Below are 25797 nucleotides of genomic sequence, written 5' to 3'. Positions count from 1 at the left end.
AGGAGCACACTGAGGGGATGGCGGCCATGGGCAAGAGCCATACCTGGGTCCGGGCGCAGCGCCGCCCCAAGCGGGCGCTGTTCCTCTCGTCCCCGATCGGGCTCGGCCACGCGCGCCGCGATGTCGCGATCGCACAGGAGCTGAGGAGCATCCACCCGGATCTGCAGATCGACTGGCTGGCACAGCATCCCGTCACGCGGGTTCTGGCGGATGCCGGTGAGTCCGTGCATCCGGCATCCGCCTGGCTCGCGAACGAGTCCGCGCACATCGAGGACGAGTCCGCCGACCACGACCTGCACGCCTTCCAGGCCATCCGCCGCATGGACGAGATCCTCGTCAGCAACTTCATGGTCTTCAACGACGTGGTCGACGAGACCTACTACGACCTCGTGATCGGCGACGAGGCATGGGACGTCGACTACTTCCTGCACGAGAACCCCGAGCTCAAGCGGTTCGCGTTCGCCTGGATGACCGACTTCGTGGGGTGGCTGCCGATGCCGGCGGGAGGGGATGCCGAGGCAGCCCTCACCGCCGACTACAACGCCGAGATGCTCGAGCAGCGCGCCCGCTACCGGCGGCTGCGCGATCGTTCGATCTTCGTCGGCAATCCGGACGACATCGTCGACGAGTCGTTCGGGCCCGGGCTGCCGCGGATCCGGGAGTGGACCGAGGCGCACTACGACTTCGCCGGTTACGTGACGGGATTCGCGGCTCCGTCGGGCCAGGAGCGTGAGCGGGTGCGAGCGCGCCTGGGACTCGAGCCCGATGCGCTGCTCTGCGTCGTGACGGTCGGGGGATCCGGTGTGGGCGAGGCCCTGCTTCATCGGGCGATGGATGCTGTCCCCCTCGCGCGGCGCGTCGAGCCGAGGCTGCGCTTCCTCGTCGTGACGGGCCCGCGCATCGAACCGGCATCGCTGCCGCGTCGGCGCGGCGCCGCCGTGCGCGGATTCGTCCCCGATCTTTACCTGACGCTCGCCGCATGCGACGTCGCGATCGTGCAGGGCGGACTCACGACCTGCATGGAGCTCACGGCGGCGCAGCGGCCGTTCCTCTACGTGCCGCTCGAGAACCACTTCGAGCAGAACTTCCACGTGCGCCACCGGCTCGACCAGTACGGAGCAGGTCGCTGCATCCGCTATGCCGAGGCGAGCGATTCCTCCGCGCTCGCCGCGGCTCTCATCGACGAGCTCGCCGGCACGGTGCGATACCGCGCTGTCGAGACGGACGGCGCGGCCCGCGCCGCCGCACTGCTGGGGGAGCTGATCTGATGCGTGCGATCCAGCCGGTGATCGACAGCTCGGTCGATCGCGGAGACGGCGTGGCCATCCACTACGAGGTGTACGGCGACGGCGACCCGACCGTGTACCTCCTCATGCCCGACACGATCGTGGACAGCCGAGCGTGGAAGGCGCAGGTGCCTTTCCTCGCCCGCCATTTCCGGGTCGTGGTGAGCGATCCGCGGGGCAACGGCGGCAGCGGCACACCTGCGACAGCGGACGGCTTCGCCGATCGGCTCATGATCGACGACGCGTGGGCGGTGCTCGATGAGGTCGGCGCGGAGCAGGCCGTGCTCGTCGGGCTCTGCACGGGCGCGGGGTACGTCGTGCTCATGGCCGCCGAGGCGCCCGAGCGCGTGCTGGGCGTGTGCGCCGTCAATCCGGGTCTGCAGCTGAGCCCGCCGCTGCCGCACAAGGTGGCGTTCGACTTCGACGAGCCGCGCGAGTCGTACGAGGGCTGGCAGAAGCTGAACAAGCAGTACTGGCGCCAGGACTGGCCCGACTTCGCGCGCTTCTTCTTCGCCGAGATGTTCCCCGAGCCGCATTCCACCAAGCAGCACGAGGACTGCGTCGAATGGGCGCTGCAGACCACGCCGGAGGCGATGATCCTCGCCGGCTACTCGGCGCCGTACCCGGGCAGCGAGCCGCAGACGGTCGCGGCGGCGCAGGCCGTGCGCTGCCCCGTGCTCGTCATCACCGGGTCGATGGACATGTGCCAGAACCCCGAGCGAAGCCGGCGCCTGGCCGAACTCACGGGCGGTGAGCACGTGATCATCGAGGGCGGCGGGCACCTTCCGCAGGCGAGGGACCCCGTGAAGGTCAATCTTCTGCTCCGCGATTTCATCCGGAGGGTCTAGGCGACGGTCGTGAGTCGGTCGAGGGTCGACGCCGAGCATCGAACTGGCGCCCGGCATCCGTCACCTGTACCGGTAGTGCTCCGCGCTAGCGTTGATCCAGCCGGCGAACTGCCGGGCGCGCGCCTCGTCGCCGGCAGGCGGGAAGGTGATCCAGGCCTGATCCGCGCTCTCGACCGCGAGACCGAGGACCCGGCGGTCGAAATGAGTGAACTGGCGCCAGGTCATCGCGCCGCGCGGGTCGAACAGCGCCCTCGCGTGCGCAGGCCGTGAGAAGCCGGGCCGCTTGCCGAGCTGCTCGAGGCTGTCGACGACCGCGACGACGCCCGCGATGGCCTGGCTCCGCTCGCCGAGGTGGATCCACCGGCCGTCGACGACGACGCCTGCATACGACTCTTCACTGCCGCTGAACCGTGACTGGGTCGTCCAGCGATGCCCGTCCCACCAGCGCATGCGGCCGTGGCCGTCGTCGTACCACCCGGCGGCCGTCGGCTTCGTCTCGGGCGCGGCGCCTGCGCGCAGCTCGACCCCGAACCTGTCGAAGTCCGCGTAGTGCTCGGTCCAGCGCGAACCGTCCCACCAGCGCATCGCGCCGGTGCCGTCGTCGTACCACCCGGGCTCCGCCGCGACCATGGATCGAGGGTACCCGCGCAGACCGGGCCCCGGCCCGTCACATGGGGGTCGGGGACGTGGGGGCGCTCGGCGGCGGCATCGGAGTCTCCGGCGGGTTGGGTGCCAGAGGCTCGTCCGGCGTCGGCAGGATCGGCTCCTCCGGGTTCGGTGCGAGCGGCTCGGGCGGGTTGGGTGCGAGCGGCTCCTCCGGGTTCGGCGCATCGGGCTCGGTCGGCGTCGGCGGCGCGGCGGGACCCGGTGCCGGCTCCGAAGGGCCGGGTGCGGGCTCCGAGGGTCCCGGCGGCGCTGTCGGTCCGCCGGGGGGAGCGCCCGGCACTTCGCCGGGCCCGGGCGGGGCCTGCCCGGGGTCGCCGGGGATGTCGGGAAGCGTCTCGCTCATGGGTTCCTCCATCTCGTCGTCGGCTCACGGCGGGCGCGACGGAGCCCAGCATCCGTCGCATCGCTCATGAGTGCCAAGGGCTTGACGGAGGCGCGTTCGCCCCCACGCAGCGGCGCTACGGGCTCGCGGGGTAGTCGCCCACGGGCCGTTTGACGACGGTGAGCAGCACGGCGGAGTCCTCCACGGCGTCCAGCCGGTGCCTTCGCGGCGGGATCGCGAGGTGATCTCCGGATGCCCCGTCCCACGCCTCTTCGCCGGCGACGAGGCGGATCCGTCCGGCGAGGACCTGCAGTGTCGCCTCGCCGGGGCTCTCGTGCTCGTTGAGCTGCTCACCGCCCCGCAGCGCGATGACCGTCTGACGGAGTGCGTGCTCGTGGTCGCCCATGATAGTGCGGGCGGCGCGCCCGCTCGGGACCGAGCGCGCGGTGTCGAGCAGCTCCGCCACCAGTTCGGCCAGGTTGTCCTCGTCGTACCTCAGCACCGGGTCACCCTTCGTCGTCGAGTGGTCGCGTGGTCAGGCTACGCCTGTCGCCGCGAGGAGGGGATGCCGCGGCATCCGTTCGCATCAGCGGAGCTGCGAGCCCACCTCGAGGATGTGGGGGAGTGACTGGTCGATCATCTCCATCGTCGCCGTGAGCGAGACGCGGAAGTGATGGGGCTGGTCGAACAGCGTGCCGGGCATGAGGTAGACCCCTCGCGCGGCGAGGGCGTCGCAGAACGCCGCGCCGTCGCCGCCCGGTGCCCTGCCCCACAGGTAGAACGTGCCCTCGGGGCGCGTGATCTCGAAGCCCGCGTCGGTGAGCGCCCCGTACATCCGGTCGCGCTTGCGGGTCAGCTCCGGGATGTCGAGCGACAGCGCCTCGAGCGCGGGGGTCGCGTACTGCATGATCGCGTCGGGGAACCCCCAGCCGATCGCGAGCCCCAGCGGCATGAACGCGGCCTGCAGCTCGTCGCGATCCCGGGCTGAGAGCAGCGGCGAGAGCGCCAGGTAGCCGAGGCGCTGCCCCGGAGCGAGGAGCACCTTGGCGTAGCTGTAGTCGATCGCGGTCCACGGATACGACGCGACGGGGCTCGCGAAGCCGACGCCGTCGAACCGGATGCGGCGATACGGCTCGTCCGACAGGATCCAGATGCGACGCCCGTGCCGCTGCGAGGCGGCCTCGAGCACGTCGGCGAGCGCGTCCCAGGAGGACTTCGGGTAGACCCGCCCCGTCGGGTTCGCCGGCGAGTTGACGATCACGATGCGCGTGCGGGGGGTGATCGCCCGTGCGATCGCGTCGACATCGAGGTCGAAGCTCCCCTCCGCCAGCGGGGCCCGCACCGGGACGAGATCGGCGGCGAACAGCATGGGCTCGTAGCAGAACCACCCGGGGACCGGGATGACGACTTCGTCGCCCGCGTCCGCGAGCAGTGCGAAGGCGAGCGACATCGCTCCGAAGGCGCCCTGCGTCATGGCGATGTCGTCGGGCCCGAAGTCGAGACCGAGCTCTGCCCGCAGACCGGCCGCGACGGCCTCCTGCGCCTCCCGCTCGCTCGTCTTGTACGCGAACCAGTCGACGGACTGGGGTTCGAGCTGGGCCTTCAGGGCCGCGGAGAGCCCCGGCAGGGGCATCTCGTGCGGATTGCCGAAGGTCAGATCCAGGGCATCGGGATCATCCGCGAGCTCCTGGATACGGGCGAGGAACGTCGTCACGATGTCGACCGACGCCTTCGCCGTCGTTGCGCGAGCCGACAGCACCATGGCACTCACCACCCCCGACACCCACCGCTGGGTGCGACGCGGTCAGCCTCCCAGCCGACGCGGTCGGCGTCAATCGCCTCCGCCGCTCAGGCCCGGTGGCCGAGCCCGCGGGTCACTCCGGAACGGCGACGGGATGCTGCTCCCGGTGACGCGCGAGCGCGCCGGGGAGCAGCATCCCGTCGAATGCCGTGGTCGGGAGGTCAGTACCAGCCGGTGGACTGCGAGTGGCCCCACGCGTTGCAGGGGGTGCCGTATCGGCCCTGGATGTAGCCGAGGCCCCAGAGGACCTGCGTGGCGGCGTTGCTCTGCCAGTCCGCGCCGGCGCTGCCCATCTTGCTGCCGGGGAGTGCCTGGGGGATGCCGTAGGCGCCGCTGCCGGCGTTGTAGGCCTGGTAGTTCCAGCCCGACTCCTTGTTCCAGAGCGCGACGAGGCAGCCGAACTGGTCGTCGCCCCAGCCGCGGCTCGCGAACTGGGAGTACGCGAAGGCCTGGGCGCCGGCGGGGCTGTTGTCGCCGTTGCCGTTGCCGGAGGGGATCGGCGCAGACGGGTACGACGCGGCCGGAGCGCTCGACGAGCCGCTGCTCGACGCCGCGGCCTGAGCGGCGGCCTCGGCCTCGGCCGCGGCGCGCGCCTCGGCCTCCTGGCGGGCCTTCTCTTCGGCCTTGCGCTCCTCTTCGGCCGCGATCGCGGCGTCGAGGCTGCCGCGGAGGCTCGCGACCTGCTCGTCGATCGAGTCGGCGAGTTCGCTCACATCGTCTGCGACATCGGCGAGGACGGGCTCGGGAAGGTGGCCGATGCCGATCTCGAGGCGGTCCGCCGCGTCCTCGAGCTTCGAGGTGTCGATCGACGTCTTCTTCACGCCGAGCTCGAGGCCCGACTCGGCGACGTCGGCGGTGACGGCCGCAGCCGCGTCGACGGTGGTCTCCGCCGCGTCGAGCACTTCGTGGGCCGCGTCCGGTGCGGCCTCTGCGACGGCCTTCTCCGCCGCGGGGGAGGCCACGGAGGTGGCGTACGAGGCGAGGGCGAAGGTCGGTGTCGTGCCGCCCGCCTCCGCGTACGAGACGGGCGTCGCACCCGCGAATCCGACGACGGTGAGGACTCCGGCAGCGATGCTTCCGGCGACGATCGAGGGCCGGCGTCGAGCGCGCCTCTCGACGGATCTTGCGGTTCGGCGGGTGGGCGTGGATGACGTGTTCGAGGTCATGAATTCGGGTTCCGTGTCGGGGGTCGGCGCCGGCGAGTTCGACGCGTCGCGGCCGCTCCTGCGGACACAAAACCCAGATCCTGCCCGTCTTTTCTGGGCGTTATCTGAACGTTACCTGGACGCGGTCGTATTCCTACCGCGCGTCGCACGCCGTTTCGGGGTCTGCTCCGCTAGGCGGGAACGGCGTCGGCGACCGCCTCACGGAGGGTCTCGGCATCCGTCCCGCGGAGCTTTTCGACGACAGCCCGCCAGTCCGCGAAACCTGCGGTGCCGAAGGGGATGACCGTCCCTTCGAAGCCTGCCGCGCCGTTCCTTCCGGGCCGGTCGTCGATGAGGATCGCGCCCCGATTGAGGTCCTTGTGGTGGCTCAGGATGAGGCGCTTGTAGAGCATCGATTCGGGGCCGGCGCCGAAGTGCCGCTGGATCCACGTGAGCTTGTCGCTCCAGGCGGACGGGTTGTTCCACGGCGCGGTCGACAGGACGTAGACGTCGAAGTGCTCCGCGAGCGTGCTGACGGCGTCGATCGCGCCCTCCAGCGGGTGCACGTGGGCGAAGATCCCGGGGATGTCGTCGACGTCGTTCTGGTAGGCCTCGAGGAGGCGCGGGTCCACGAGCGGGAACGCGGACCGGAAGTCGACGAGCGTGTCCATCTCGATATACAGGATCGGGTTGAGCGACGCCGTCGAGGCCGGCTCGAGGTCGAGCGCCGCTCGGGCGTCGGCATACTTCTTCGCCAGCCATTCCTGCACGGCGGGGTCGAGGCGTCCGGCGCGCCACGGAGCGGTGTTGTCGTCGATGTCGGATGCCTTGACGGCGAAGGCCTTCGCGTTGCCGCGGATGCGCTCGTGGTATTCGCGGGGCGGGGTGGCGGCATCCCGCGTCAGCAGGACGACGACCTCGACGATCTCGGGATCGATGCCCGCCTCCAGCAGGTCGGCCGTCGTCGTCGCGGTGTCCTCCACGACGTCGTGCAGCCAGGCCGCCGCGTGCTCGACGGCCTGCGTCTCGGGGTCGAATCGCGCCGCGACCCGCGCGGGGTGCTCGATGTACGGCTCGCCGAGCTTGTCGACCTGCGCGGCGTGGGCGGACCGTGCGATGGCCCGGGCGAGCTGGATCTGAAGCTGCGCGTGCTCGCGCGGCATCCGCTCGGTCCGGCAGCGGAGGATGCGCGGCGCGAGGACCGCGGCCGGGCTCGCCTCGCGCGCCTCGTCGTCCGTGAGCGCCTCGGCGACGCTGTCGTCGCGGATCGTCACCCAGCGGCTCGTGGGCACGCGCACCCAGATGCCTTCGATCCACTCGAAGTAGCGGCGCACGCCTTCGATCGTCTCGGCGCACACGAAGCCCATCTCGGCGCCGTCGGAGCGATGGCGCGCGTACCAACGCGTGATGTCCTGCGTCCGGCCGACGCGGCGCGCGCCGTCCTCGTCGCCGGCGTCCGCGTCGACGAACCAGTCCTCGTTGATCGGCTCGCCGAGCCGCGCGACGAGGGTGCCCGCCGAGGATCGGCGCAGCTCGATGCGGGCGACGGCGGCGACGCACTGGTCCATGACGTGCGGCGCACACGGTCCCAGCTGCCACGAGAGCGAGCCGACTGCCTCGACAACCGCTCGGCGCATGATGGGATGCCGCGACCACTCCCATTCCGGAACATCGACGGACTGAGGGGATACGAAGCGGGGGTCGTGGTCGGTGTGCATGATGCGTCTCCTGCGCGGCCACGTCTCGGGCGTGTGGTCCAGCGGGCGAGCCGACGGAGTCGGTCGGGCTCGGCATCCATTCTGCCCTGTGGTCAGACCACAGAATGGGGCGAAGCCGGGCGTCACGTGGGAGTTCCCTGATGGCACCCGCTCCCGCGCAGATCTCTCGCGCACCGAGGCGCCCCTCCTCAGCCCGCGTTGCCGATCCCGGCCTGTCGGTTCGTCTCCGTCGAACGTCGCGTGCACGGCGCGAGAAACCCGCATTCCACGGAGACGAACCCGTGCGCAGGCGCGCATCGGCGCCACGAGCCCGGCAGGCGGAGCACGGCCTGCGAGCCGCAGCCCGCCGACCGTACGGCAGGGGTCAGCGGCTCGGGGTGCGGTCCTCCGCGCTGACCATCCACGCGTACTGCTCGAGCGACTCGAGGATCGCGTGCAGGATGTCGGCGCTGGTCGGGTCCTCCTCGTCGACGTCGTCGTGGACCTCGCGACACGTGCCGATCGCCGCCTCCAGCCGCTCCGTCACGAGGTCGACGACCTCGGCCGTGTCGATCTCGCCCTGCGGGAACTCCGGGAGCGTCGTCGTCTCGGCCACCGTGTCGCTGCGTCCGTCGGGGAGGGCGTGGAGCGCGCGCATGCGCTCTGCGACGGTGTCGCTGAAGGTCCGCGCGGCCTCGATGATCTCGTCGAGCTGCTTGTGCGTGTCGCGGAAGTTCTTGCCGACGACGTTCCAGTGGGCCTGCTTGCCCTGGCTCGCCAGCTCGAGCAGATCCACGAGGACACGCTGCAGGTTGTCGCTGAGCGCCTCGGAGGCGCGGAAGCCCGTCTCGGCGTTCTGTGCGCTCGTGAGCATCGCGCCGCTCTTGGCGGGACGTCGCTTGTTCTTCGCCGTCGTCGCGGAAGCGGTCGAGCTCTTCTTGGTCGCGGTCGCAGCCATCGGGTCCACCTTTCACAGTCGGATGCCGCCACGCTACGGTCGCGGGTCGGATCGGTCCGCGGGGTTGTCGTGCCCGCCGGGTGCGTGCTACGCCGGGCGTAGCCTGAAGGAGTGCCCGCCGACGTGAACACCCGAAGCGCACGCGCGCAGCTCCTCGCCCTCGCCGAAGCGCGCGGTGCAGGCAACGGGCGCCCGGGGCGGCTCATCGACGCGGACGAGGAGCCGGACGCGCGGCCGGCCGCCGTGCTCATGCTCTTCGGCGTACTCGACTCGCTCGCCAGCGATCACGACGCGCAGGCGCACGCCGTCTCGCGCGACCTGGACGTGCTCCTCCTCTCGCGCGCGACGACGCTGCGCTCGCACGCGGGGCAGGTCGCATTCCCGGGCGGCCGCGTCGATCCGGGCGACGACGGGCCCATCGCGGCGGCTCTCCGCGAGGCGCGCGAGGAGACGGGCCTCGACCCGGACGGGGTCGAAGTGCTCGGACCGCTCATGGACATCCCCCTCGTCTACTCGCAGCATCGCGTGACTCCGGTGCTGGCCTGGTGGCAGCATCCCAGCCCCGTCCGCGTCGTCGACGAGGCCGAGTCGTCGGCAGTGTTCCGTGCCCCCGTCGCCGACCTGCTCGACCCCGCGAACCGCGGCGTCACCGTGATCAGGCGCGACGGCCAGGAGTGGCGCGGCCCCGGATTCCTCGTGCGGCATGAATCCGGCCATCACCTCGTCTGGGGATTCACCGGGATGCTGCTCGACGGCCTGTTCGACCGGTTGGGGTGGTCCGAGTCGTGGGATGAGGAGCGCGAACTCCCGCTCGACCTTCCCACCGGTCGTTGAGCGACACTTCGACTCGCTTCGCTCGCTCGGTGCCGGTCGACGCGAGACGAAACGCAAGCCCGCCCCGCTAGCCTCGACCGTGTGACGCACCGGCTGACGCGCGACGAGGCACGCCGCATCATCGTGCGCGCGCAGCTGCTCGACGCCGAGCGGCCCGGCGATGTCGTCGAGGTCGCCGAGCAGCTCGGCTACATCAAGATCGACCCGACCGCGACGATCGCCCCGTGCGAGCACACGGTCCTGTGGTCGCGCATCGGCTGGTCGTACGAGGCGGGACAGCTGCAGAAGGCCGTCGAGCTGGACCGGCTGCTGTTCGAGTTCGACGGCACCTTCCGGCCCATGAGCCTGCTCCCGCTCATGCTCCCCGCGATGCGGCGGTGGCCGACCCACGAGCGCAGCCGCGCGTGGCTCGACGCCAACGCGCGCTTCCGTGCCGACGTCCTCGCGAAGCTGCGCGCCGAGGGGCCGCTCCTCGCGAGCCAGATCCCGGACACGGCCCAGGTCAGCCGCGCACCGGACGGCTGGTCCGGCTCCAACCAGGTGCCGATCATGCTCGACTTCCTCCTGCGGCGGGGCGAGGTGGCCGTCGTCGGGCGCGAGGGCCGGCATCGCCGGTGGGATCTCGCCGAGCGCGTGTACCCGAGCGACTTGCCCGTCCATCCCGACGACGAGGCCGAGCGCCTGCTCCACGAGCGGCGACTGCAGGCGGCCGGCATCGCGAAGCAGAGGTCGCCCTGGACGCCCGTCGGCGAAGCGGGCGAGCCCGCTGTCATCGAGGGCAGCCCGCGCAAGTACCGCGTCGATCCCGAGGCGCTCGCAGCGCTCGACGACGACGGCGGCGGACGCGTCGCCTTCCTCAACCCCTACGACGGGATGCTGTTCGACCGCCCGCGCCTCAGCGAGATCTTCGAGTTCGACTACGTCCTCGAGCAGTTCAAGCCCAAGCCGCAGCGGCGGTACGGCTATTTCGCGCATCCGATCCTCATGGGCGACCGCTTCATCGGGATGCTGGACGCCGAGGTCGACCGCGCGCGCGAAGTGCTGCGTGTCAACGCTGTGCACGAGTTCCTGCCGTGGGAGCCCGAGGAGCACGACATGGTCCGGGCCGAGATCGCGGAGCTGGGGGAGTGGCTCGGCGTCCCCGTCGTCGGCCTGGGCTGAGCCCGACCCTGTGTCCGCACGCAAGGATGGGGCTGTGGCGACCATCCTCTTCTGCCCCATCACGTTCAACCTCGCCGAGGTCACGCGCATGATCGAGGTGGCGCGTGCCCTCGACCCCGCGCACCGCGCGATCTTCCAGGGGTACGAGGAGGACTTCGCGCAGCTCATCCGCGATGCGGGCTTCGAGTACCGCGCACTCCGCCCCGCGCTCACGCCCGCCGAGCGCGACCAGGTCATGAAGTTCGATCAGGGCAAGACGCTGCGCACGCCGTTCACGGACGAGTTCATCGGCGCGCGCGTCGCTGCCGAGCGAGCCCTCATCAGGCAGACGGATGCTGCGGCCGTCGTAATCGGATCCAATCCCACGTCGATGATCTCGGCGCGCGCAGAGGGACTTCCGCTCTTCTACGCCGTGACGTGGGCGCTGACCCGCCCGCAGGTCGATCAGACGAAGCGCATGGGCCTCGTGCGCGGGTCGGGGTGGTTCGCCCGGGCCGCGGATCGGGTCGCGACGAGCGCGCTGCGCTGGGCGTACAACAAGGCGCCGCTCGCACCGCGGGCCTTCCGGCGGGTCGCGGTCGCGAACGGCGTGCGACCGCTCAAGACCGTCGTCTCGCTGCTGGAGGCCGACCGCAACCTCGTCGCCGTCATGCCCTGGGAGCTCGACGGCTTCACGCTGCCCGACGGATACGAGCGCGTCGGGCCGATCTTCGCCCACATCGACGCGCCCGTCCCACCGATCGTGACCGAGCTCGCGGCGCGGCCCGAACCGCTCGTGTACCTCGGCCTCGGCTCGTCGGCGAGCCGTGAGCTGGCGCTCGCGGCCGCGTCGCAGCTCGGCCGGCTCCCGGTCAACGTCGTCGCACCCATCCGGCACTACCTGAAGCCGGGCGACGTCCTCCCGGCCAACGTGCACGTCGTCGACCTCATCCCCGCGCACCTGCTGGGCGGCCTCGTCGACGCCGCCGTCCTGCACGGCGGACAGGGGACTGTGCAGACCGCGTGTGCCACCGGCATCCCGTTCGTCGGAATGGGGCTGCAGCCCGAGCAGGTCTGGAACGTCGACGTGTGCGTGAAGCAGGGCAACGCGATCGCCCTGGCTCCCAAGCAGGCCGGCTCGCCGGCATTGGCGGATGCTGTGCGCCGTCTGCTCGCGGAGGACTCGTTCCGCGAGGCGGCCGGGCGCGTCCAGCGCGCGTATGCGCAGGAGGACGGCGCCGCCGCGTCGGCGCGGATCATCGAGGCTGCCGTCGCAGGGCGCTGACAGCATCCGGAATGACACCCGGCGTACGCTTTCAGACGTGCACAGGATCTTCGGGATCAGCTTCGCGTCCGTCTACCCCCTCTACGTGACGAAGGTCGAGAAGAAGGGGCGCACGAACGACGAGCTGGACGAGGTCATCGAGTGGCTCACGGGCTTCGACGACGACGAGCTGCGCCGGCACATCGACGAGCACACGACCCTCGAGGACTTCTTCGCCGACGCCGACCTCAACCCGAACGCGTCGCTCATCACGGGCGTCATCTGCGGCATGCGGGTCGAGCAGATCGAGGACCCGCTCATGCAGAAGATCCGCTACATGGACAAGCTCGTGGACGAGCTCGCGAAGGGCCGTCCTATGGCGAAGATCCTCCGGGCATGACCGGGTCGCGCCGTCCTGCCGTGCAGCGGGCGACCGAACCGATCGCCCGCAGGCTCGCGGGGCACCGGTGGATGCCACTGTGGGCCGTGATCCACCACCGCGGGCGCAAGAGCGGCACGGAGTACGCCACGCCGATCGCCGTCATCCCGACGTCGGACCGGAGCCTCGTGCTGATCGGCCTGCCGTGGGGGATCGACACCAACTGGGCGCGCAACGTCGTGACGGCGGGCGGCGCGGAACTCGACTGGAAGGGTGAGACCGTCCGGGCCGCAGGCGCAAGGATCATCGAAGCCGACGAGGCGACCGCGTTCGCACGCCCCGCGTTCCGGTTCGTCGTAAAGCGGATGCCGGGCGCCCTGGTGATGCGGCTGGTCTGACGCGCACAAACCGGTGAGGTGCCCGACGCCGCCGTCCCCGGTGTGGTCGCCTGACGCTCCGCGCGGCATCCGCCCATCCGGACAGCATCCGCCCCCTGCTACGGTCGGAATCGGATCGGCGGGATGGGGGAGCACATGTCGGAGCGCGTCACGTGGGTGCTGGTCGACGGCGAGAACATCGATGCGACGCTCGGCGCATCGATCCTCGGCCGCCGCCCGCAGCCGGAGGAGCGTCCGCGCTGGGACCGCATCCTGACGTTCATCGCCTCGCGCTGGAACCAGTCGGCCAAGGGGCTGTTCTTCCTCAACGCCAGCACCAACCTGCCGATGCCGTTCATCCAGGCGCTGCTCGCCCTCGGGTACCAGCCCGTGCCGCTGTCCGGCCCCGCCGATGAGAAGATCGTCGACATCGCCGTCCAGCGCACACTGCGCGCGCTCGCCGGCCGCGAGGGCGACATCGTGCTCGTCAGCCACGACCGCGACTTCGCGCAGGACCTCGGCAGCCTCGCGGGCGACGGCCGACGCGTGGGAGTGCTCGCGTTCCACGAGTTCCGCAGCAGCGAGCTGACCGCCATCCCGGGCGTGGAGTTCTTCGATCTCGAGTACGACGCACAGGCCTTCGACGCGCGCCTGCCCCGGGTTCGCGTCATCTCGATCGAGGAGTTCGATCCCGCCGAATTCCTCGGCTGACGGATGCTGTCGCCCGGCGCCGCGCGCAGGCAAGCGGACTGCGTCGAGCATCCCGCGCATCCCGATCGTTTCGGACCGCGATAGTCGGGTGGACGGCCGCCCGTTCGACGAGGCTCGATGTCGAAGGAGGAACCGTGATCGCGATTCTCAACCGGGTCGTCGAGTTCGTCGAGCAGCATCTCGACGATGATCTCGACCTCGCCGACCTGGCCGGGAGCCTCGGCACGACGGAGTACCACGTGCGGCGCATGTTCTCGTCACTGGCGGGGATGCCGCTGTCGGAGTACGTCCGTCGGCGCCGAATGACCGTCGCGGCCGCCGACGTGCTCGACGGCGACGATCTGCTCGACATCGCGGTGCGCTATGGCTACGGCTCGACCGAGGCGTTCAACCGGGCGTTCCGGGCGGTGCACGGCGTGAGTCCCGCCGATGTGCGCCGCGACGGCGGTCCCCTTCGCACGCAACCACAGCTCAGGTTCCGCCTGACAGTAGAAGGGAACACCACGATGGACACCCGCATCGCCGACCGGCCGGCCTTCCGGCTCATCGGGCACAGCGCCCGCGTCCCCCTGATCCACGAGGGCGTCAATCCCCACATCCAGGCGCACATCGCCTCGCTGCCCATGTCCGAGCACGCCCGGCTCAAGGACCTCGGCGACACCGAGCCGGCGGGCCTGCTCCAGGTGAGCGCGGACGTCGACCCCGACTACACGGAGGGCAGCGAGCTGACCTACCTCCACGGGGTTGCGGTGAGCGCCGCTTCGCCCGTGCCCGACGACCTCGACGTCATTCCGGCCGAGGAGGGCGCGTGGGCGGTGTTCCGCATCTCGGGGGAGTACCCGGCCGCCCTCCAGGCGACCTGGGCAGCGACCGCGAGCGACTGGTTCCCGTCCAACCCTTGGCGGCTTCGCCCCGGCCCGTCCATCGTGGCCGTGCTCGACCGTGCTCCCGACTTCAGCACCGCGACCTGCGAACTGTGGCTCCCCGTCGAGCGCGCGTGACTCCGGATCCGCCACCTGCGCGGCTCTCCTGACCTCGGACACGCGGGCCGAATCGCGAATTCTCTGTACGGATCACGCGCATCCGGTTGTCCTGGAGCCTCCGTGAGCGGATGATCGAGGCGCGCGCGTTCTTGCACCTGTGGGGGGGTGACCGTGAAGCAGATCGTGATCCTCGGGGCTCGTATCGAGACCTCCGACGACATCGCCGACGCAGTGCTCGAACTCGCCTGCGCGCTCGCGGAGCGCGGGCGGATGGAGATCGTCGAGTTCCCGTGCCTCTACGACAGCGGTCCGAGCATGGCGTCGGTGCTGCTGGGCAAGCCGTACCAGATCGCCACGGTGCGCATCCCAGGAAGCACTCCCGGCAATCTCGACGGGTCGGCGCACCTGCTCGAAGAGCTCCGGCGCCGCACCGCCGAACTCGCCTCGGTCTGACCCGCGGACCTCACGCCTGCGCGTCCTGTGGGGCGCTATGAGCCGAGCGCGCGGAGCTTCTCGAGCAGGGGCTGCGCGACCTCCGCGAGGAACTGCTCCTGCTCCTCATCGCCGATCTGCACGATGGCGACATCGGTGAACCCGGCGTCGAGGAAGGGGCGGACACTCTCCGCGAGCTCGTCGAGATCCGGCCCGCAGGCGATCTGCTCGGCGACGTCCTCGGGACGCACGAACCGGCTCGCCGCCGCGAAGGACGCCGGATTGGGCAGCTCGCTGTTGACGGGCCAGCCGCCGGCGAACCACCGGAACTGCTCGTGCGCGCGCTCGACCGCCTTCTGCCTGTCCGGATCCCAGGAGATCGGGATCTGCCCGATGATCCGCGACGAGCCGGTGTGCGCGGCCGTCCATCCCTCCACGAGCGCGGCATCCGGCTCCACGGCGATCATGTGCTCGCTGAGCGGCGCGAAGGCGGCGATCGACTCCTCACCCGAGACGGCGACTCCGATCTCGAGCGGCGTATCGGGCACGTCCCAGACGCGAGCCGAGTCGACGCGGAAGTACTCGCCGTCGTATGTCACGAGTTCGCCGGACTGGAGCTCTCGGATGATCTCGATCGCCTCGACGAGCTTGGCCTGCCGCACCGCCACGTTCGGCCACCCTTCACCTACGACGTGCTCGTTGAGGCTCTCGCCCGACCCGAGGCCGAGGGTGAAGCGGCCCTCGCTGAGCAGCTGCACCGTGGCGGCCTTCTGCGCCACGACAGCGGGGTGGTACCTCGTCGTGGGACAGGTCACGTAGGTCATGAGTCCGACCCGCGACGTGGCCTGTGCGACCGCGCCGAGCAGGGTCCACGCATACGGCGAATGCCCCTGGCTCACGAGCCAGGGCGAATAGTGGTCGCTCATGACCTCGAAGTCGAACCCCGCCTCCTCGGCCGCCTGCGCGTAGCGGACGAGCTCGCGGGGTCCGCTCTGCTCGCACATGAGCGTGTAGCCGTATCTCACCATGACTTCTCCGATCGCGCGCGGGCGGCATCGCAGGGCCGCCTCCGTCGCGACGATACGGATCGTTCATCCGGTCGGTCCGGGGGTTGGCAGGCGAACCGCCGCCTGCTACTGCACTCCGAAGACCTGTCGCGAGAGACGCGTCCGGCAGTTGTTGCAGAATCTGCAACAACTGGCGCGCGACCAGAGCGGCGGCCGTCTCGCGCCGCCCGCGCGCCCCGGGCCTACTCTGAGGTTGTACGACAGCAGCCCGATGCCTGATGAGGTGCGAGGAGGGTGCGATGGCCGGATCCGGACACGATTCCGTGACGGGACTGGACGACCGCACCGTCGGCCGCATCGACCTCATCCTCTTCGACGCGGACTACCGCGACGCCCGGGCCGCCGTCGAGGACTCGTGGCGGGTCGCCGTGCTCGCCTCCGACGCCCGGACGCTCGCCGATCACGAGCGCGCACGGGCCGCGGCCGTGCGAGCCGTGAACGAGCGGCGCGATCCCGTCGCGGCCCGGGTGCGGCCGTCGACGGCGCTGCACCGCGCGATGCTCGGGGTGGCGTTCGTGCTCGGCATCCTCGCCGTCGCGCTCGTGGCCACGGGGCGCAGCAGCTCGGTCTCGCTGCAGGACGGGATGCTGCCCGCCGGCCTGTGCGCCTCCGTCTCGGTGTCGCTGCTGTGGTGGCTCGAGCCGCGCCGCGCGAACGGCTCGCTCTGGGGATCCCGCGCTCCCGCCGTCATCCACCTCATCTTCGGGATGCTGTGGCTCCTCGCCGCGGCGTATGTGCTGATCTTCCGGTGGGACGAGGTGGACCTCGACCGCGCGCTCGCGCAGACCACGGGCCTCACGCTGCTGGCGTGCTCCGGGGTCGGGGCACTGATCCTGTGGTTCCACGCCTTGCGTGCGGATCGCTCGGGACGCCAGACCGGTCTCGCACGCCTCACCGGCGACCTCGTCGATCAGGGGGATGCCCTCGAGGTCTATGAAGCGCTCGACCGCTGGTGGTCCGCGGTCGGTCCCGAGGCGATGCATCGGGACGCGGCCCGCGTGCGGAAGGTGCGCACGGAGGTGCTCGCGCGCCTCCGGCTGGCCATGCTCATCACCGAGCGCGAGGAGCGGGCCGCGTCCTGGGCGCCCGAGCCGGCGCGCTGGACCGAGCGCCGGCGCTGATCCCGACCGGCCGGCGGACTGCGTGCGAGTCTTGCGCCGCAACCCGGCGAGGGGGCGGCGGGCGCCGAGCGACCCGACATAGCCTGAACCCGATGACGAGGCGGCCGACCGCCTCGATGAGCCGGGAGGCGACGAGTGCCGGAAGCCCAGGGCGTCGAGCTCTACCGATCCGCGAGCGGCGAGTTCGAGCTCGCCGTGCGCACCGACGCCGAGACGGTCTGGCTCTCCGCGGACCAGCTCGGGGAGCTGTTCGGCCGCGACAAGTCGACGATCTCGCGGCACCTGCGCAACGTCTTCGACGACGGCGAACTGGACCGGCAGGCAGTTGTTGCAGATTTTGCCACAACTGCCGCGGACGGCAAGACCTACCACGTCGCGCACTACAACCTGGATGTCGTCATCTCGGTCGGCTACCGGGTGAAGTCGTCGGAAGGGGTGAGCTTCCGCCGCTGGGCGACGCAGGTGCTGCGCCAGTATCTGCTGGAAGGCGTTGTCCTCAACGAGCGTCGGCTCTCCCAGCAGAGATCGATGGTGCGTGAGCTCTCGCGCTCCGGCGGTGAGCTCATCGCGAGCGTCGCCAAGGTCGTCGCGAACTATCTCCCGAGCCTGCGCATGCTGCGCGACTACGACGAAGGGGAGATCCCGTCCGGCGAGGGTGATCCACCGACGTGGTTCCTCACCTACGACGGCGCGCGCGCGGTCATCGACGAAGTCGGCGCCGCCTTCCCGCAGGACACCTTCTTCGGCGGTGAGCGAGGCGATGCGCTCGACGGCATCATCGACGCGATCTACCAGGGATTCGGGGGAGCGGAGCTCTATCCGACCGTGCAGGAGAAGGCCGCGAACCTGCTCTATCTCGTCGTCAAGGACCACCCGCTGACCGATGGCAACAAGCGCAGTGCTGCCGCGCTCTTCGCCCACTTCCTCGTCCGCAACCGGGCGCTCGACGACGAGCACGGCGTGCCGCTGATCTCGAACAACGCCCTCGCCGCGATCACCCTCATGGTCGCGATGAGCGACCCGAAGGAGAAGGACCTGATGATCGCCCTGATCGTCGGCATGCTCTCCGAAGACCGGATGCTGTCCGCGGACCGGATGCTGTCCGCGGACCCCTCCTGAGGCACTCGCCAGAGCAGAGCGATGGGTGCCCGGCCCATGGCCGAGCACCCATCGCCTTCAGGATCAGCGGTAGTAGCCGCCGTAGTAGGTGTCCAGGCGGCCGCGGTCGGCGTCATCCATGCCGGCGCTGCTCTGGTCCCACTCCGGGGAGTCCTTGATCTGGTCCTTGGTCAGGTCGACGTAGACCTTCTGGTCATCGTCGTCGACACGCTGGACGGTACCGGCGGGAAGGACCACCTTCCGGCCGAAGATCCACGGGCCGGTGTCCACCACCAGGCGGCTGTTTCCCGCCTCGTTGCTGGCTTCATCGACCTTGCCGATGTCACCGTCCGTGGCGTGCACGTGGTATCCCACCAGATCGCGCGATCCGGGGCCACGGCCCACTGACTCACGGTAGTTCCAGGCGTCCCAAGCTGTCATGGGCTCCTCCTTCGTCTTCCTGCGAGGGATTCGAAGGGCGACCGCGACGGTCGCTCTGATATCGACGCTACGAGGGGTCGTCCGGCCGGGGGACCCCCTGGCGCAATCGGGTCAAGAAGCGTAATGGGCCGGCGCTCAGCCGAGCGAGCATGGCCGAGCGGAAGGAGGACTGAGGCGCGATCAGGCACTCTGGACGTTCAGAGAATGCCTGATCAGGCCTCAATAGGCCGTTCTGCCGGGTGGTTGGGCGGTTTCCGGGACAACGCGATCAGCGCTGCCGTCGTGTGTCTGCATCGAGATCCACGATTTCGAGCCAGTCGGACAGCAGTGCAGCCACGAGACCGGGGCGTTCGTGAGGCAGCGCGTGGCCGGCGTCGCCCGCAGTGACGACGGTGGCACGGGGGTACCGATCGCCGAGCAGCTGTTGCCGCTCCCAGCCGACCCAGTGATCGCGTCGGCCTGAGATCACCAGCACCGAACAGGTCACCGCCACCCTGTCGGGATCGGCGGCATGCGGGCCCGCCGTGATCGCCCGCTCCAGCGTCGGCTCGTCGACCTGCCCGATGGCGGGGACCACGGCGCGGCGAAACCGCTCGAGGGTCTCAGTCGTTCGAACAACGAAGTACCCCTCGTACTGGGCTCGCAGATCGGGATCGAGTGCGCCGGACACGTGATCATCGCGAACGACCGCTGGCGGAGGGGTGCTCTGCTCGCCGGGAAGAGCTGGGCAGATGAGTGCGATCCCGGCGACACGGTCAGGATGCCGCGCCGCGATCGCCCGGGCGACGTGCCCACCGAACGAGTGCCCGAGCACGAGAAATCTCCCGGATGGCGCCTCACGGTCAAGCAGGCGGTCGACGAGATCCAGCACGTCATCCGGTTGCTGAACTCCCGCCGAAGGCCGGGAGTCGCCATGGCCGGGCAGGTCTACGTACAGCCGACGCAGAGGCCGCCCAGCGATCATCGGCTCGAGGAAGCCGCGTACCTCGCCACGCGCGGAGTATGCGCCGTGAAGAGCCAGGAGCGGGATGCCCGTGCCGATGGCGTCGTATGCCAGCGAAGCCGAGGGGCCCAGTTCGACCGTCATCGTCATGGCCCCATGATGGTCAGTCGCAACACGGGACCCAAGCGTTCGATGGGGATCAGCTCGAAGACGGGCCCTCCCAGGGGCGCGGCTCACTCCCGCACGCCTTCGATGTTCGCCTGCTCGCGTTGCAGACGCTCGGCTTCGCTGGAGGGCCACAGGTCCAGCAGTTCGTCGCCGTCCTCCGTGAAGGCCGATGACTCGGCCTGGCCGTCGGTTGCCAGCGAAGCGGTGCTCGCCAGAGTTCCCACACGCTGTTCGGTCAGCGCAGGGTAAGCGGCGGCGCCTGGACGGGGGTCCCGCCCGCGAAGTCCGTTCCGAGGCGCGGCTTATCAGTCTGCGGGCTCGACCACCAGTCCCGTGCCACCACCACGTCGCACCGGTTCGGCGGCGGCCGTCATGAGTCCGTCATTCCCCACCTCGATGGCTGCCACGGCGCCGATCTCGGCGGTCGACGAGAATGCGTGCCCGAACGTCGTGAGCGGGCCCTGGTAGGCCGCGAGGAACGCCGGCTCAGCGGCTACGGCCGCGGTGTTCCGCTGCGACGCGCGCGGCGCCGCGACTGCCTCGGGCAGAGTCATTCCGAGGTCGATGCGGTTGATCAGCACCTGGGTGACCGTCGTGATGATCATCGAGCCACCCGGGGATCCGACCACGAAGCGGATGTCGCCGCCGTCGAGCACGATCGTGGGCGACATCGATGAGCGCGGGCGCTTGCCCGGCCCGATCGTGTTCGGATCGATGTCGGAGTCCGGATCAGCGTCGCGCGGAGTGAACGAGAAGTCGGTGAGCTCGTTGTTCAGGAGGAACCCGCGATCCGGCACGGTCATGCCGGATCCGCCGGTCTGCTCGATCGTCAGCGTGTACGCCACGGCGTTGCCCCACCGGTCGACGACCGAGAGGTGGGTGGTCGAAAGGTTCTCGGTGTCGGGAGCCTCCGCGAAGACGAGCGCATCGCACCCGGCGGCATCGAGGGGCGCGGCGGCGACGGGCTTCACCGACGCAGCGTTGGGATCGATCACGCAGGCTCGCGCATCGGCGAACTCCTGGCTGAGCAGGATCTCGGTCGGCACGTCGACGAAGGCCGGGTCGCCGACGTAGGCGCCGCGGTCGGCGAATGCATGAGCCGTCGCCTCGAGGTAGAGGTGGAGGCTCTGCGGCATGTCTGCGGCCGAGAGCTCGAAGTTCTCGAGGATGTTCAGCGATTCTCCGACCGTCGTGCCGCCCGACGACGACGGCGCCATGCCGTAGATGTCCAGGCCGCGGTAGGCGATATGCGTCGGCGCCTGTTCGATCACGGAGTAGTCCGCGATGTCTTCTGTCGTCATCACGCCCGGGAACGCAGGGAGAGTGTGGTCCTCCGTCGTCACGGGGTCCTCCACGAGCGCGACGATCTCATCCGCGATCGCCCCGTCGTAGAACACGTCGGTGCCGCGCAACGAGATCTCGCGCAGCGTTCGTGCCAGGTCGGGGTTCTTGAACGTCGACCCGACGACGGGCAGTTCCCCCTTCGGAAGGAAGAGCTCGGCGGTGTCGGGGAACTGCCGGAACCGCGCCTCATTGCCCGCCGTCTGCTGCCGGAACGTCTCGTCGACCTGGAAGCCGCGGGTCGCAAGAAGGATCGCCGGTTTCAGTGCATCCCTGAGCGACGTCGTACCGAAGCGGTCGAGCGCGGCCTCCCACGTCGCGAGGGTGCCCGGCACTCCGACCGACAGGCCGGAGTAGACGACGTCGAAGAAGGGGTACGCCGTGCCCGTGGCCGGGTCGAGAAAAGACCTCTCATTCATCGCGGCGGGCGCCGTCTCGCGTCCGTCGATCGTTGTGACCTCGCCGGTCGCGGCGTCGAAGTACACGAAGTACCCGCCGCCGCCGATCCCGGCGCTGTAGGGCTCGGTGACACCGAGCGCGGCGGCGGTCGCGACGGCGGCGTCCACGGCGTTGCCGCCCTTGCGAAGCACCTCGAGGCCGACGGCGCTCGCTTCGGCGTCGACGGACGCCACCGCACCGCCGTATCCCGTGGACGTCGAAGGCTTCGGCGGTGCCGGACGCCCTGCCTGCGTGGCTGTCTGGAGCCCGGATGCCGGTGATGCGGCCGCAAGCGCCGCGACCAGTACCCCGACGAGGGCCAGCGCGGCGCGCGTGCGCACGGAACGGAGCGTGAAGCTGACCATGACAAACCCCCACGAGCTGAGCGGCGAGGGCGGAGTGGCGAGGGCGGACCCTTTCACGGTAGCCCCAGTCCCTGACGACGGCAACGAACCGCCGCGTGCCGCTGCTCGCACGCGGGGCTCTTCTCAGGCTCCACCTGTCGACTGGCGTAATCGTGGCAACGGTCCCGCGCCGAGCCGAACGCAGCGCGGAACCCGGTCCTCGGACGTGCAGCACGGCGCGCGACTGTCCGGCGACTTCGCCGGCCCCGCATTCATGTCAGAACGTACGCTGAGTCTGATGTCGGCCTGCCGCATCGTTTCCTGTCGAAAGGTCCTGACGCCATGCCCGACTCCTCGCCCGTGCCCCTCTATCTCGACTGCGACACGGGCATCGACGACGCGCTCGCGCTGGCATATCTGCTCGCAAGCTCGCACGCGCGACTGGTCGGCATCGGCACCGTCAGCGGAAACATCGATGCGGCGACGGCGGCCATCAACACGGCGAACCTCCTCGGTCTGGCCGGACGCGGCGAGGTGCAGATCTTCCTGGGGGAACAGAACTTTCGGACACATCCGTACGCGGGCGGCGCGCCTGAGGTACACGGCTCCAATGGAATCGGGGGCGTCGCTCTGCCTTCGCAGGGATGGACACCACCGGTCGAGGCGGCGGCGGAAGCACTGGTCCGCCTTGCTCACGAGTGCGAAGGGCGACTTCGTGTGCTGGCGATCGGGCCCCTGACGAACCTGGCCCGAGCGCTTGAGCTCGATCCGGGATTACCCGGCCTCGTGCACAGTGTCACGATCATGGGCGGTGCCGGCTGGGTCGACGGGAACATCACGCCGTTCGCCGAGGCCAACGTCGCCAACGATCCTGAAGCTGCACAGATCGTCCTGAATGCAGGGTGGCCGATCCTCCTCGTGCCGCTGGATGTGACGCGCGCACACCGCTTCGACGTCACGCATCAGGCAGCTCTTCGCAATGCCGGCAGCGCCGTCCACACCGCGCTCGGCGAGATGCTGGATACCTACCTGGACTTCTACGAACCGATCCTGGGCGTGCGCCAGTGCATTCTGTACGACCCGCTCGCCGCCGCTCTGGCGTTGGGCGACCTGACCATCACCGACGCATCCCTGTGCAAGGTGTCGGTCGACGTGACCGGCGGACCCGAGCGCGGCCGCACCGTGTGCAGTGACGTGGAGCAGGGCATGAGCGTCAGTCACGTCCGTGTGGTTCGCGCCGTCGCGGAGGATGCCGCGCCGCACCTCCTGGAACGGATGCTGTCGATACGCGCCTGAGTCGTTGTCTCGTGCTGCGGACCGGCACGGGTCCGGAGGCGAGGTCTCTGACCCGTTGTTCAGGCTGCGGTGAGGATCGCTTCTCGCCGCCCCAGCAACGCGCCGATGTGTGTCGAGGTGTCTACAGCGCTGGTGGCGAGTTGTTCTGCGACCTGAGCGAGGCGGTCCCGAAGTCTGTCGGCGCTCGCCCGGGCTCCGGAGATGCGGTCCATGACCATCCAGTCGCTGAGGATGTTGTCGAACAGCACATCAAAGACCGCCAGAGCGTCGGATATCTCGACGGCAGTGACCGTCGGGGCGCCGAGGTCGGCGAGCTCGGTGGAGAGTCGTTCGAGCGCCCGGTTGACCTTTGCGAAGGCGGCGGTGGCGTCGTCGATGTTCGAGTGCTTGATCATGTCGGCGACGAAGCCGCCCCCGAAGAAGGTGTCGTACGTCGACCAGCCCCCCGCGCTGTCCAACTTCACGAGTGCTTCCTCCAGTGCTGCTGTTGTGGCGCGCAGCGCATCGACAGCCTCTGCGATTTCGTGCTGACGGGCCGCGGCCACCCCCAGCTGGTCGGCGATCACCGTCAGCTCTGCCGCGTCACGGCCACCGGCCGCGCGCAATGCGGCCTCGTAAGCGGCCAGCGCTTGGCCGTAGGCGTGATCCGCGCCGTTCAGCGGATCGCGTCGGCTGCGGACTCGGGCGGCGTCGGCGATGGCGCTGTCGAGCCGGGCCTGTGCGCCGGCCAGGGCGAGCCTGGCGGCATCCGCCTCGGCGCGCTCGATGGACAGACGATCGGCCGCGTCTCCGCGCAGCGTCGTCCAGATCCTCGTCGGCGACAGCTTATCCAGCCGGCGGACATCGGACTGCTCCCTCTGCAGCCTCCGCTGCGCTTCTGCCAGTTCGCCGCGCCGCGTCTCCACGAGAAACCCCAAGGTCTCGAGCTGCACACCCAGTCGGCTATGACGCGCGCGGGCTTCTGCGGCAATGCGAACGGCCTCGGCGAGCGCGCCCAGATCGGGTTCAGTCACCCCGTCACTGTGCCACATGACTCCCGCCGACGAGATCCCGGATGGGAGCGCAGGGCCGTGGAAGAGCCGGTACAGCGATCGATCCTGCCGGATGGCCGCGGGCTGAACCTCCCCATGATTCCCGTCCGCTCGATGCAACTGTCTGGGTTAGGGAGCACACGCAATCCCCACCAGATAGCGAGGCGAGGCGGTTCGCGGATCATCGCATCCAACGCCCGCCTTGCGGTCGTTCAGCGCGCGGCTCGGAACCGCCGGACCGGGGCTGAGCGGGTGCCCGAATCCGAGCACCCTCGGCCGTGTATCGCAAGCCCTGGCTGGACTTCGCTGCCTCCAATTAGCCTGACGGGCGAGCGGGGACGAACGACCTCGCGGTGGGGAGATGATCATGGCTGGAAACGACGAGATCCTCAGATCACTGCCGGTGGATGAGACCGCCGCCAAGCTCGGAGTCGACCCGAGCGTTGCTCGGCAGGCGATCCAAGAGGGCGGCGCGACGATCCTGACCGGTCTGCAGGGGAACGCGCAGACACCCGAAGGCTCGCAGGCGATCCTGAAAGCCCTCGACAAGCACTCGGACACGATCGGCGAGGGAACGGTAGAAGTCGACCGCGTCGACACCGCCGACGGTCAGAAGATCCTGGGGCACATCTTCGGCGGCCAGCAGGACGCCGTCGCGCAGAAGCTTACGTCGGAGCCTCAGACGGCGGGCATCGACTTCGGGAAGCTCCTGCCGATCTTGGCGCCCATCGTGCTCGGCTTGCTCGCCAAGAAGCAGGGTGGAGCGGCTGGCCAGGCCGGCTCTGGTTCGGCCGCGGGCGGAGGCGGCCTCGGGGACATCATCGGCGGACTGCTCGGTGGCGGTGCATCTGGCGGCGGGGCTTCCGCGGGCGGCATCGACATCGGCGGACTGCTGGGTGGGCTCTTCGGGGGAAAGAAGTAGGTACGCAACGGAGCGGCACCAGCTGCGCGCACGGATCACGACCGCCCCGGGATGACCTGCGGCCCGCGCCATGCAGATGAGGAGAACGCCGGCGCTAACCATCACGACGAACGAGACAGCCCTCGCTATCCACAGCTCCGAGGTCACCACGCCTGCACTCGGGCGCGCGTCGAGAGATTGTTCAACGGCCATCCCCTCAGCGGGTATGGCGCGGAAGGGGCGTCGGCGTGCAGACGCGATGCGGCGGAGTGGGTGTGGCGGGGCCTGCCGGTGCTACGCTCCCCGCAAGAGCGCGCCTGGGGTGGGCGCGCCACCGAATCCGAGGTCGCCATGGGCTCGAAGAAGTCGCTCGTCGCTGGGGCCGTGGTCGCCGGGGTCTGCGCAGGTGCGATCCTGGTTCCGGCGATCGCCTCTGGTGCTTCGCTTCCGACGGTCGTCTCTGTCGATGTGGGGTCCCCTGACGACACCGGCGAGACGCCGGGCAACGGGGGAGGCAAGGCGTGGGGTCATCACAAGGACGACCCCGACTTCCCCGGTCGGGGCAGGGGTCTCGACAAGGATTCCGAGGACTTCCCGGGTAAGGGCAAGGGCCTCGACAAGGAGAAGCACGGCAAGGCCTGGGGCCACCACAAGGACGCCCCCGAGTTCCCGGGCAACAACGCCAACGACAGCAGGTAGCCGGTTCGGTCAGCCTCGCTCCCGCCGCCCGGCCTGCTCCGCGAGGGCGGGCGATCGCTCCCAGCA

Annotated in this window: 28 protein-coding genes; 15 read left to right on the top strand and 13 right to left on the bottom strand. The window is 70.0% G+C overall.

Translation table 11 applies throughout. The annotated features are described in order from the left end of the window. Positions 1-26 precede the first annotated feature (26 nt). Together ABZ477_RS04980 and ABZ477_RS04975 are read left to right on the top strand one after the other, a co-directional pair. The gene (locus ABZ477_RS04980) at positions 27-1268 is read left to right on the top strand and encodes a glycosyltransferase (protein WP_360128780.1); all 1242 of its coding nucleotides are present in this window, start codon (positions 27-29) and stop codon (positions 1266-1268) included. After that, positions 1268-2134, top strand: coding sequence for an alpha/beta hydrolase (locus tag ABZ477_RS04975; protein ID WP_360128777.1), 867 nt, complete (start codon positions 1268-1270; stop codon positions 2132-2134). Before ABZ477_RS04980 ends, ABZ477_RS04975 begins: the two co-directional genes overlap by 1 nt. 60 nt (positions 2135-2194) lie before the next feature. Here the strand turns inward: ABZ477_RS04975 and ABZ477_RS04970 are convergent, their stop codons facing one another. The 7 genes from ABZ477_RS04970 to ABZ477_RS04940 form a co-directional block, all read right to left on the bottom strand. After that, complete coding sequence (locus ABZ477_RS04970) at positions 2195-2764, bottom strand: DUF2510 domain-containing protein (RefSeq protein ID WP_360128774.1); 570 nt, start codon at positions 2762-2764, stop codon at positions 2195-2197. 37 nt (positions 2765-2801) lie between these two features. Further along, positions 2802-3143 carry a hypothetical protein gene (locus tag ABZ477_RS04965; protein WP_360128771.1) on the bottom strand — a complete coding sequence of 114 codons (342 nt, stop codon included), beginning with the start codon at positions 3141-3143 and terminating at the stop codon, positions 2802-2804. Positions 3144-3258: 115 nt separating this feature from the next. Beyond that, on the bottom strand, positions 3259-3624 hold the full coding sequence (locus tag ABZ477_RS04960; protein ID WP_360128768.1) for a cupin domain-containing protein: 366 nt from the start codon (positions 3622-3624) through the stop codon (positions 3259-3261). Positions 3625-3708: 84 nt separating this feature from the next. Next, positions 3709-4884 carry an aminotransferase class I/II-fold pyridoxal phosphate-dependent enzyme gene (locus ABZ477_RS04955; protein WP_360128765.1) on the bottom strand — a complete coding sequence of 392 codons (1176 nt, stop codon included), beginning with the start codon at positions 4882-4884 and terminating at the stop codon, positions 3709-3711. A 200-nt stretch (positions 4885-5084) separates the two neighbouring features. Then, positions 5085-6089, bottom strand: a complete 1005-nt coding sequence (locus tag ABZ477_RS04950; protein WP_360128762.1) for a lytic transglycosylase domain-containing protein — start codon at positions 6087-6089, stop codon at positions 5085-5087. 170 nt (positions 6090-6259) lie between these two features. After that, positions 6260-7786: an HD domain-containing protein gene (locus ABZ477_RS04945; protein WP_360128759.1), complete on the bottom strand. Its 1527-nt coding sequence runs from the start codon at positions 7784-7786 to the stop codon at positions 6260-6262. A gap of 364 nt (positions 7787-8150) precedes the next feature. Next, a complete protein-coding gene (locus ABZ477_RS04940) occupies positions 8151-8723 on the bottom strand; it encodes a DNA starvation/stationary phase protection protein (RefSeq protein ID WP_360128756.1) in 573 nt (190 codons plus the stop codon). Positions 8724-8927: 204 nt separating this feature from the next. On the opposite strand from ABZ477_RS04940, the gene ABZ477_RS04935 reads away from it, so the two are divergent. The 8 genes from ABZ477_RS04935 to ABZ477_RS04900 all read left to right on the top strand — a co-directional run bounded on the left by ABZ477_RS04935 (position 8928) and on the right by ABZ477_RS04900 (position 14864). Next, on the top strand, positions 8928-9557 hold the full coding sequence (locus tag ABZ477_RS04935; RefSeq protein WP_360129814.1) for a CoA pyrophosphatase: 630 nt from the start codon (positions 8928-8930) through the stop codon (positions 9555-9557). 81 nt (positions 9558-9638) lie between these two features. Beyond that, positions 9639-10718 carry a crosslink repair DNA glycosylase YcaQ family protein gene (locus ABZ477_RS04930; RefSeq protein WP_360128753.1) on the top strand — a complete coding sequence of 360 codons (1080 nt, stop codon included), beginning with the start codon at positions 9639-9641 and terminating at the stop codon, positions 10716-10718. 34 nt (positions 10719-10752) lie between these two features. Then, positions 10753-11982 (top strand): nucleotide disphospho-sugar-binding domain-containing protein, encoded by a 1230-nt coding sequence (locus ABZ477_RS04925; RefSeq protein ID WP_360128750.1) that lies wholly within the window; start codon positions 10753-10755, stop codon positions 11980-11982. Positions 11983-12019: 37 nt separating this feature from the next. After that, on the top strand, positions 12020-12361 hold the full coding sequence (locus tag ABZ477_RS04920; RefSeq protein WP_360128747.1) for a DUF2200 domain-containing protein: 342 nt from the start codon (positions 12020-12022) through the stop codon (positions 12359-12361). After that, the gene (locus tag ABZ477_RS04915) at positions 12358-12738 is read left to right on the top strand and encodes a nitroreductase family deazaflavin-dependent oxidoreductase (protein WP_360128744.1); all 381 of its coding nucleotides are present in this window, start codon (positions 12358-12360) and stop codon (positions 12736-12738) included. Before ABZ477_RS04920 ends, ABZ477_RS04915 begins: the two co-directional genes overlap by 4 nt. Positions 12739-12873: 135 nt before the next feature. Next, positions 12874-13428, top strand: coding sequence for an NYN domain-containing protein (locus ABZ477_RS04910; protein ID WP_360128741.1), 555 nt, complete (start codon positions 12874-12876; stop codon positions 13426-13428). Positions 13429-13562: 134 nt separating this feature from the next. Then, entirely contained in the window at positions 13563-14429 is an 867-nt protein-coding gene (locus ABZ477_RS04905; protein ID WP_360128739.1) for a GyrI-like domain-containing protein, read from the top strand. Positions 14430-14582: 153 nt separating this feature from the next. Beyond that, positions 14583-14864 (top strand): hypothetical protein, encoded by a 282-nt coding sequence (locus ABZ477_RS04900; protein WP_360128736.1) that lies wholly within the window; start codon positions 14583-14585, stop codon positions 14862-14864. A 35-nt stretch (positions 14865-14899) separates the two neighbouring features. Here the strand turns inward: ABZ477_RS04900 and ABZ477_RS04895 are convergent, their stop codons facing one another. Then, a complete protein-coding gene (locus ABZ477_RS04895; RefSeq protein ID WP_360128733.1) occupies positions 14900-15871 on the bottom strand; it encodes a TIGR03557 family F420-dependent LLM class oxidoreductase in 972 nt (323 codons plus the stop codon). Between the two features lie 278 nt (positions 15872-16149). On the opposite strand from ABZ477_RS04895, the gene ABZ477_RS04890 reads away from it, so the two are divergent. Beyond that, positions 16150-17031 carry a hypothetical protein gene (locus ABZ477_RS04890; RefSeq protein ID WP_360128730.1) on the top strand — a complete coding sequence of 294 codons (882 nt, stop codon included), beginning with the start codon at positions 16150-16152 and terminating at the stop codon, positions 17029-17031. Positions 17032-17166: 135 nt separating this feature from the next. Then, positions 17167-18150 carry a virulence protein RhuM/Fic/DOC family protein gene (locus tag ABZ477_RS04885; protein ID WP_360128727.1) on the top strand — a complete coding sequence of 328 codons (984 nt, stop codon included), beginning with the start codon at positions 17167-17169 and terminating at the stop codon, positions 18148-18150. A 63-nt stretch (positions 18151-18213) separates the two neighbouring features. Here ABZ477_RS04885 and ABZ477_RS04880 read toward each other — a convergent pair whose 3' ends face one another. The 4 genes from ABZ477_RS04880 to ggt form a co-directional block, all read right to left on the bottom strand. Further along, positions 18214-18570: a PRC-barrel domain containing protein gene (locus ABZ477_RS04880; protein WP_360128724.1), complete on the bottom strand. Its 357-nt coding sequence runs from the start codon at positions 18568-18570 to the stop codon at positions 18214-18216. A 268-nt stretch (positions 18571-18838) separates the two neighbouring features. Then, a complete protein-coding gene (locus ABZ477_RS04875) occupies positions 18839-19663 on the bottom strand; it encodes an alpha/beta hydrolase (RefSeq protein WP_360128721.1) in 825 nt (274 codons plus the stop codon). An 83-nt stretch (positions 19664-19746) separates the two neighbouring features. After that, positions 19747-19905, bottom strand: a complete 159-nt coding sequence (locus ABZ477_RS04870; RefSeq protein WP_360128718.1) for a hypothetical protein — start codon at positions 19903-19905, stop codon at positions 19747-19749. Positions 19906-19986: 81 nt separating this feature from the next. After that, entirely contained in the window at positions 19987-21825 is a 1839-nt protein-coding gene (gene ggt / locus ABZ477_RS04865; RefSeq protein WP_360128715.1) for a gamma-glutamyltransferase, read from the bottom strand. Positions 21826-22146: 321 nt separating this feature from the next. Here ggt and ABZ477_RS04860 point away from each other — a divergent pair, with 321 nt between their 5' ends. Then, positions 22147-23100 carry a nucleoside hydrolase gene (locus ABZ477_RS04860; protein ID WP_360128712.1) on the top strand — a complete coding sequence of 318 codons (954 nt, stop codon included), beginning with the start codon at positions 22147-22149 and terminating at the stop codon, positions 23098-23100. Between the two features lie 59 nt (positions 23101-23159). Here ABZ477_RS04860 and ABZ477_RS04855 read toward each other — a convergent pair whose 3' ends face one another. Beyond that, on the bottom strand, positions 23160-24113 hold the full coding sequence (locus ABZ477_RS04855; protein WP_360128709.1) for a hypothetical protein: 954 nt from the start codon (positions 24111-24113) through the stop codon (positions 23160-23162). A gap of 385 nt (positions 24114-24498) precedes the next feature. Here ABZ477_RS04855 and ABZ477_RS04850 point away from each other — a divergent pair, with 385 nt between their 5' ends. Further along, a complete protein-coding gene (locus ABZ477_RS04850) occupies positions 24499-25053 on the top strand; it encodes a DUF937 domain-containing protein (RefSeq protein ID WP_360128706.1) in 555 nt (184 codons plus the stop codon). Positions 25054-25383: 330 nt separating this feature from the next. Continuing rightward, on the top strand, positions 25384-25731 hold the full coding sequence (locus ABZ477_RS04845) for a hypothetical protein (RefSeq protein WP_360128703.1): 348 nt from the start codon (positions 25384-25386) through the stop codon (positions 25729-25731). Positions 25732-25797: the final 66 nt, after the last annotated feature.

Source organism: Microbacterium sp. NPDC019599 (genome assembly GCF_040632175.1).
Taxonomy (GTDB): domain Bacteria; phylum Actinomycetota; class Actinomycetes; order Actinomycetales; family Microbacteriaceae; genus Microbacterium.
The sequence above is the reverse complement of the archived record's forward strand: the minus strand, read 5'-3'. Positions and strand labels throughout refer to the sequence as shown.

What these genes read in the sequence shown, in the direction of transcription:
- ABZ477_RS04980 (WP_360128780.1), top strand. Translation starts at nt 27, where the DNA reads ATGGGCAAGAGCCATACCTGGGTCCGGGCGCAGCGCCGCCCCAAGCGG.
- ABZ477_RS04975 (WP_360128777.1), top strand. Translation starts at nt 1,268, where the DNA reads ATGCGTGCGATCCAGCCGGTGATCGACAGCTCGGTCGATCGCGGAGAC.
- ABZ477_RS04970 (WP_360128774.1), bottom strand. Translation starts at nt 2,764, where the DNA reads ATGGTCGCGGCGGAGCCCGGGTGGTACGACGACGGCACCGGCGCGATG.
- ABZ477_RS04965 (WP_360128771.1), bottom strand. Translation starts at nt 3,143, where the DNA reads ATGAGCGAGACGCTTCCCGACATCCCCGGCGACCCCGGGCAGGCCCCG.
- ABZ477_RS04955 (WP_360128765.1), bottom strand. Translation starts at nt 4,884, where the DNA reads ATGGTGCTGTCGGCTCGCGCAACGACGGCGAAGGCGTCGGTCGACATC.
- ABZ477_RS04950 (WP_360128762.1), bottom strand. Translation starts at nt 6,089, where the DNA reads ATGACCTCGAACACGTCATCCACGCCCACCCGCCGAACCGCAAGATCC.
- ABZ477_RS04945 (WP_360128759.1), bottom strand. Translation starts at nt 7,786, where the DNA reads ATGCACACCGACCACGACCCCCGCTTCGTATCCCCTCAGTCCGTCGAT.
- ABZ477_RS04940 (WP_360128756.1), bottom strand. Translation starts at nt 8,723, where the DNA reads ATGGCTGCGACCGCGACCAAGAAGAGCTCGACCGCTTCCGCGACGACG.
- ABZ477_RS04915 (WP_360128744.1), top strand. Translation starts at nt 12,358, where the DNA reads ATGACCGGGTCGCGCCGTCCTGCCGTGCAGCGGGCGACCGAACCGATC.
- ABZ477_RS04910 (WP_360128741.1), top strand. Translation starts at nt 12,874, where the DNA reads ATGTCGGAGCGCGTCACGTGGGTGCTGGTCGACGGCGAGAACATCGAT.
- ABZ477_RS04895 (WP_360128733.1), bottom strand. Translation starts at nt 15,871, where the DNA reads ATGGTGAGATACGGCTACACGCTCATGTGCGAGCAGAGCGGACCCCGC.
- ABZ477_RS04890 (WP_360128730.1), top strand. Translation starts at nt 16,150, where the DNA reads ATGGCCGGATCCGGACACGATTCCGTGACGGGACTGGACGACCGCACC.
- ABZ477_RS04880 (WP_360128724.1), bottom strand. Translation starts at nt 18,570, where the DNA reads ATGACAGCTTGGGACGCCTGGAACTACCGTGAGTCAGTGGGCCGTGGC.
- ABZ477_RS04875 (WP_360128721.1), bottom strand. Translation starts at nt 19,663, where the DNA reads ATGACGATGACGGTCGAACTGGGCCCCTCGGCTTCGCTGGCATACGAC.
- ggt (WP_360128715.1), bottom strand. Translation starts at nt 21,825, where the DNA reads ATGGTCAGCTTCACGCTCCGTTCCGTGCGCACGCGCGCCGCGCTGGCC.
- ABZ477_RS04860 (WP_360128712.1), top strand. Translation starts at nt 22,147, where the DNA reads ATGCCCGACTCCTCGCCCGTGCCCCTCTATCTCGACTGCGACACGGGC.
- ABZ477_RS04850 (WP_360128706.1), top strand. Translation starts at nt 24,499, where the DNA reads ATGGCTGGAAACGACGAGATCCTCAGATCACTGCCGGTGGATGAGACC.
- ABZ477_RS04845 (WP_360128703.1), top strand. Translation starts at nt 25,384, where the DNA reads ATGGGCTCGAAGAAGTCGCTCGTCGCTGGGGCCGTGGTCGCCGGGGTC.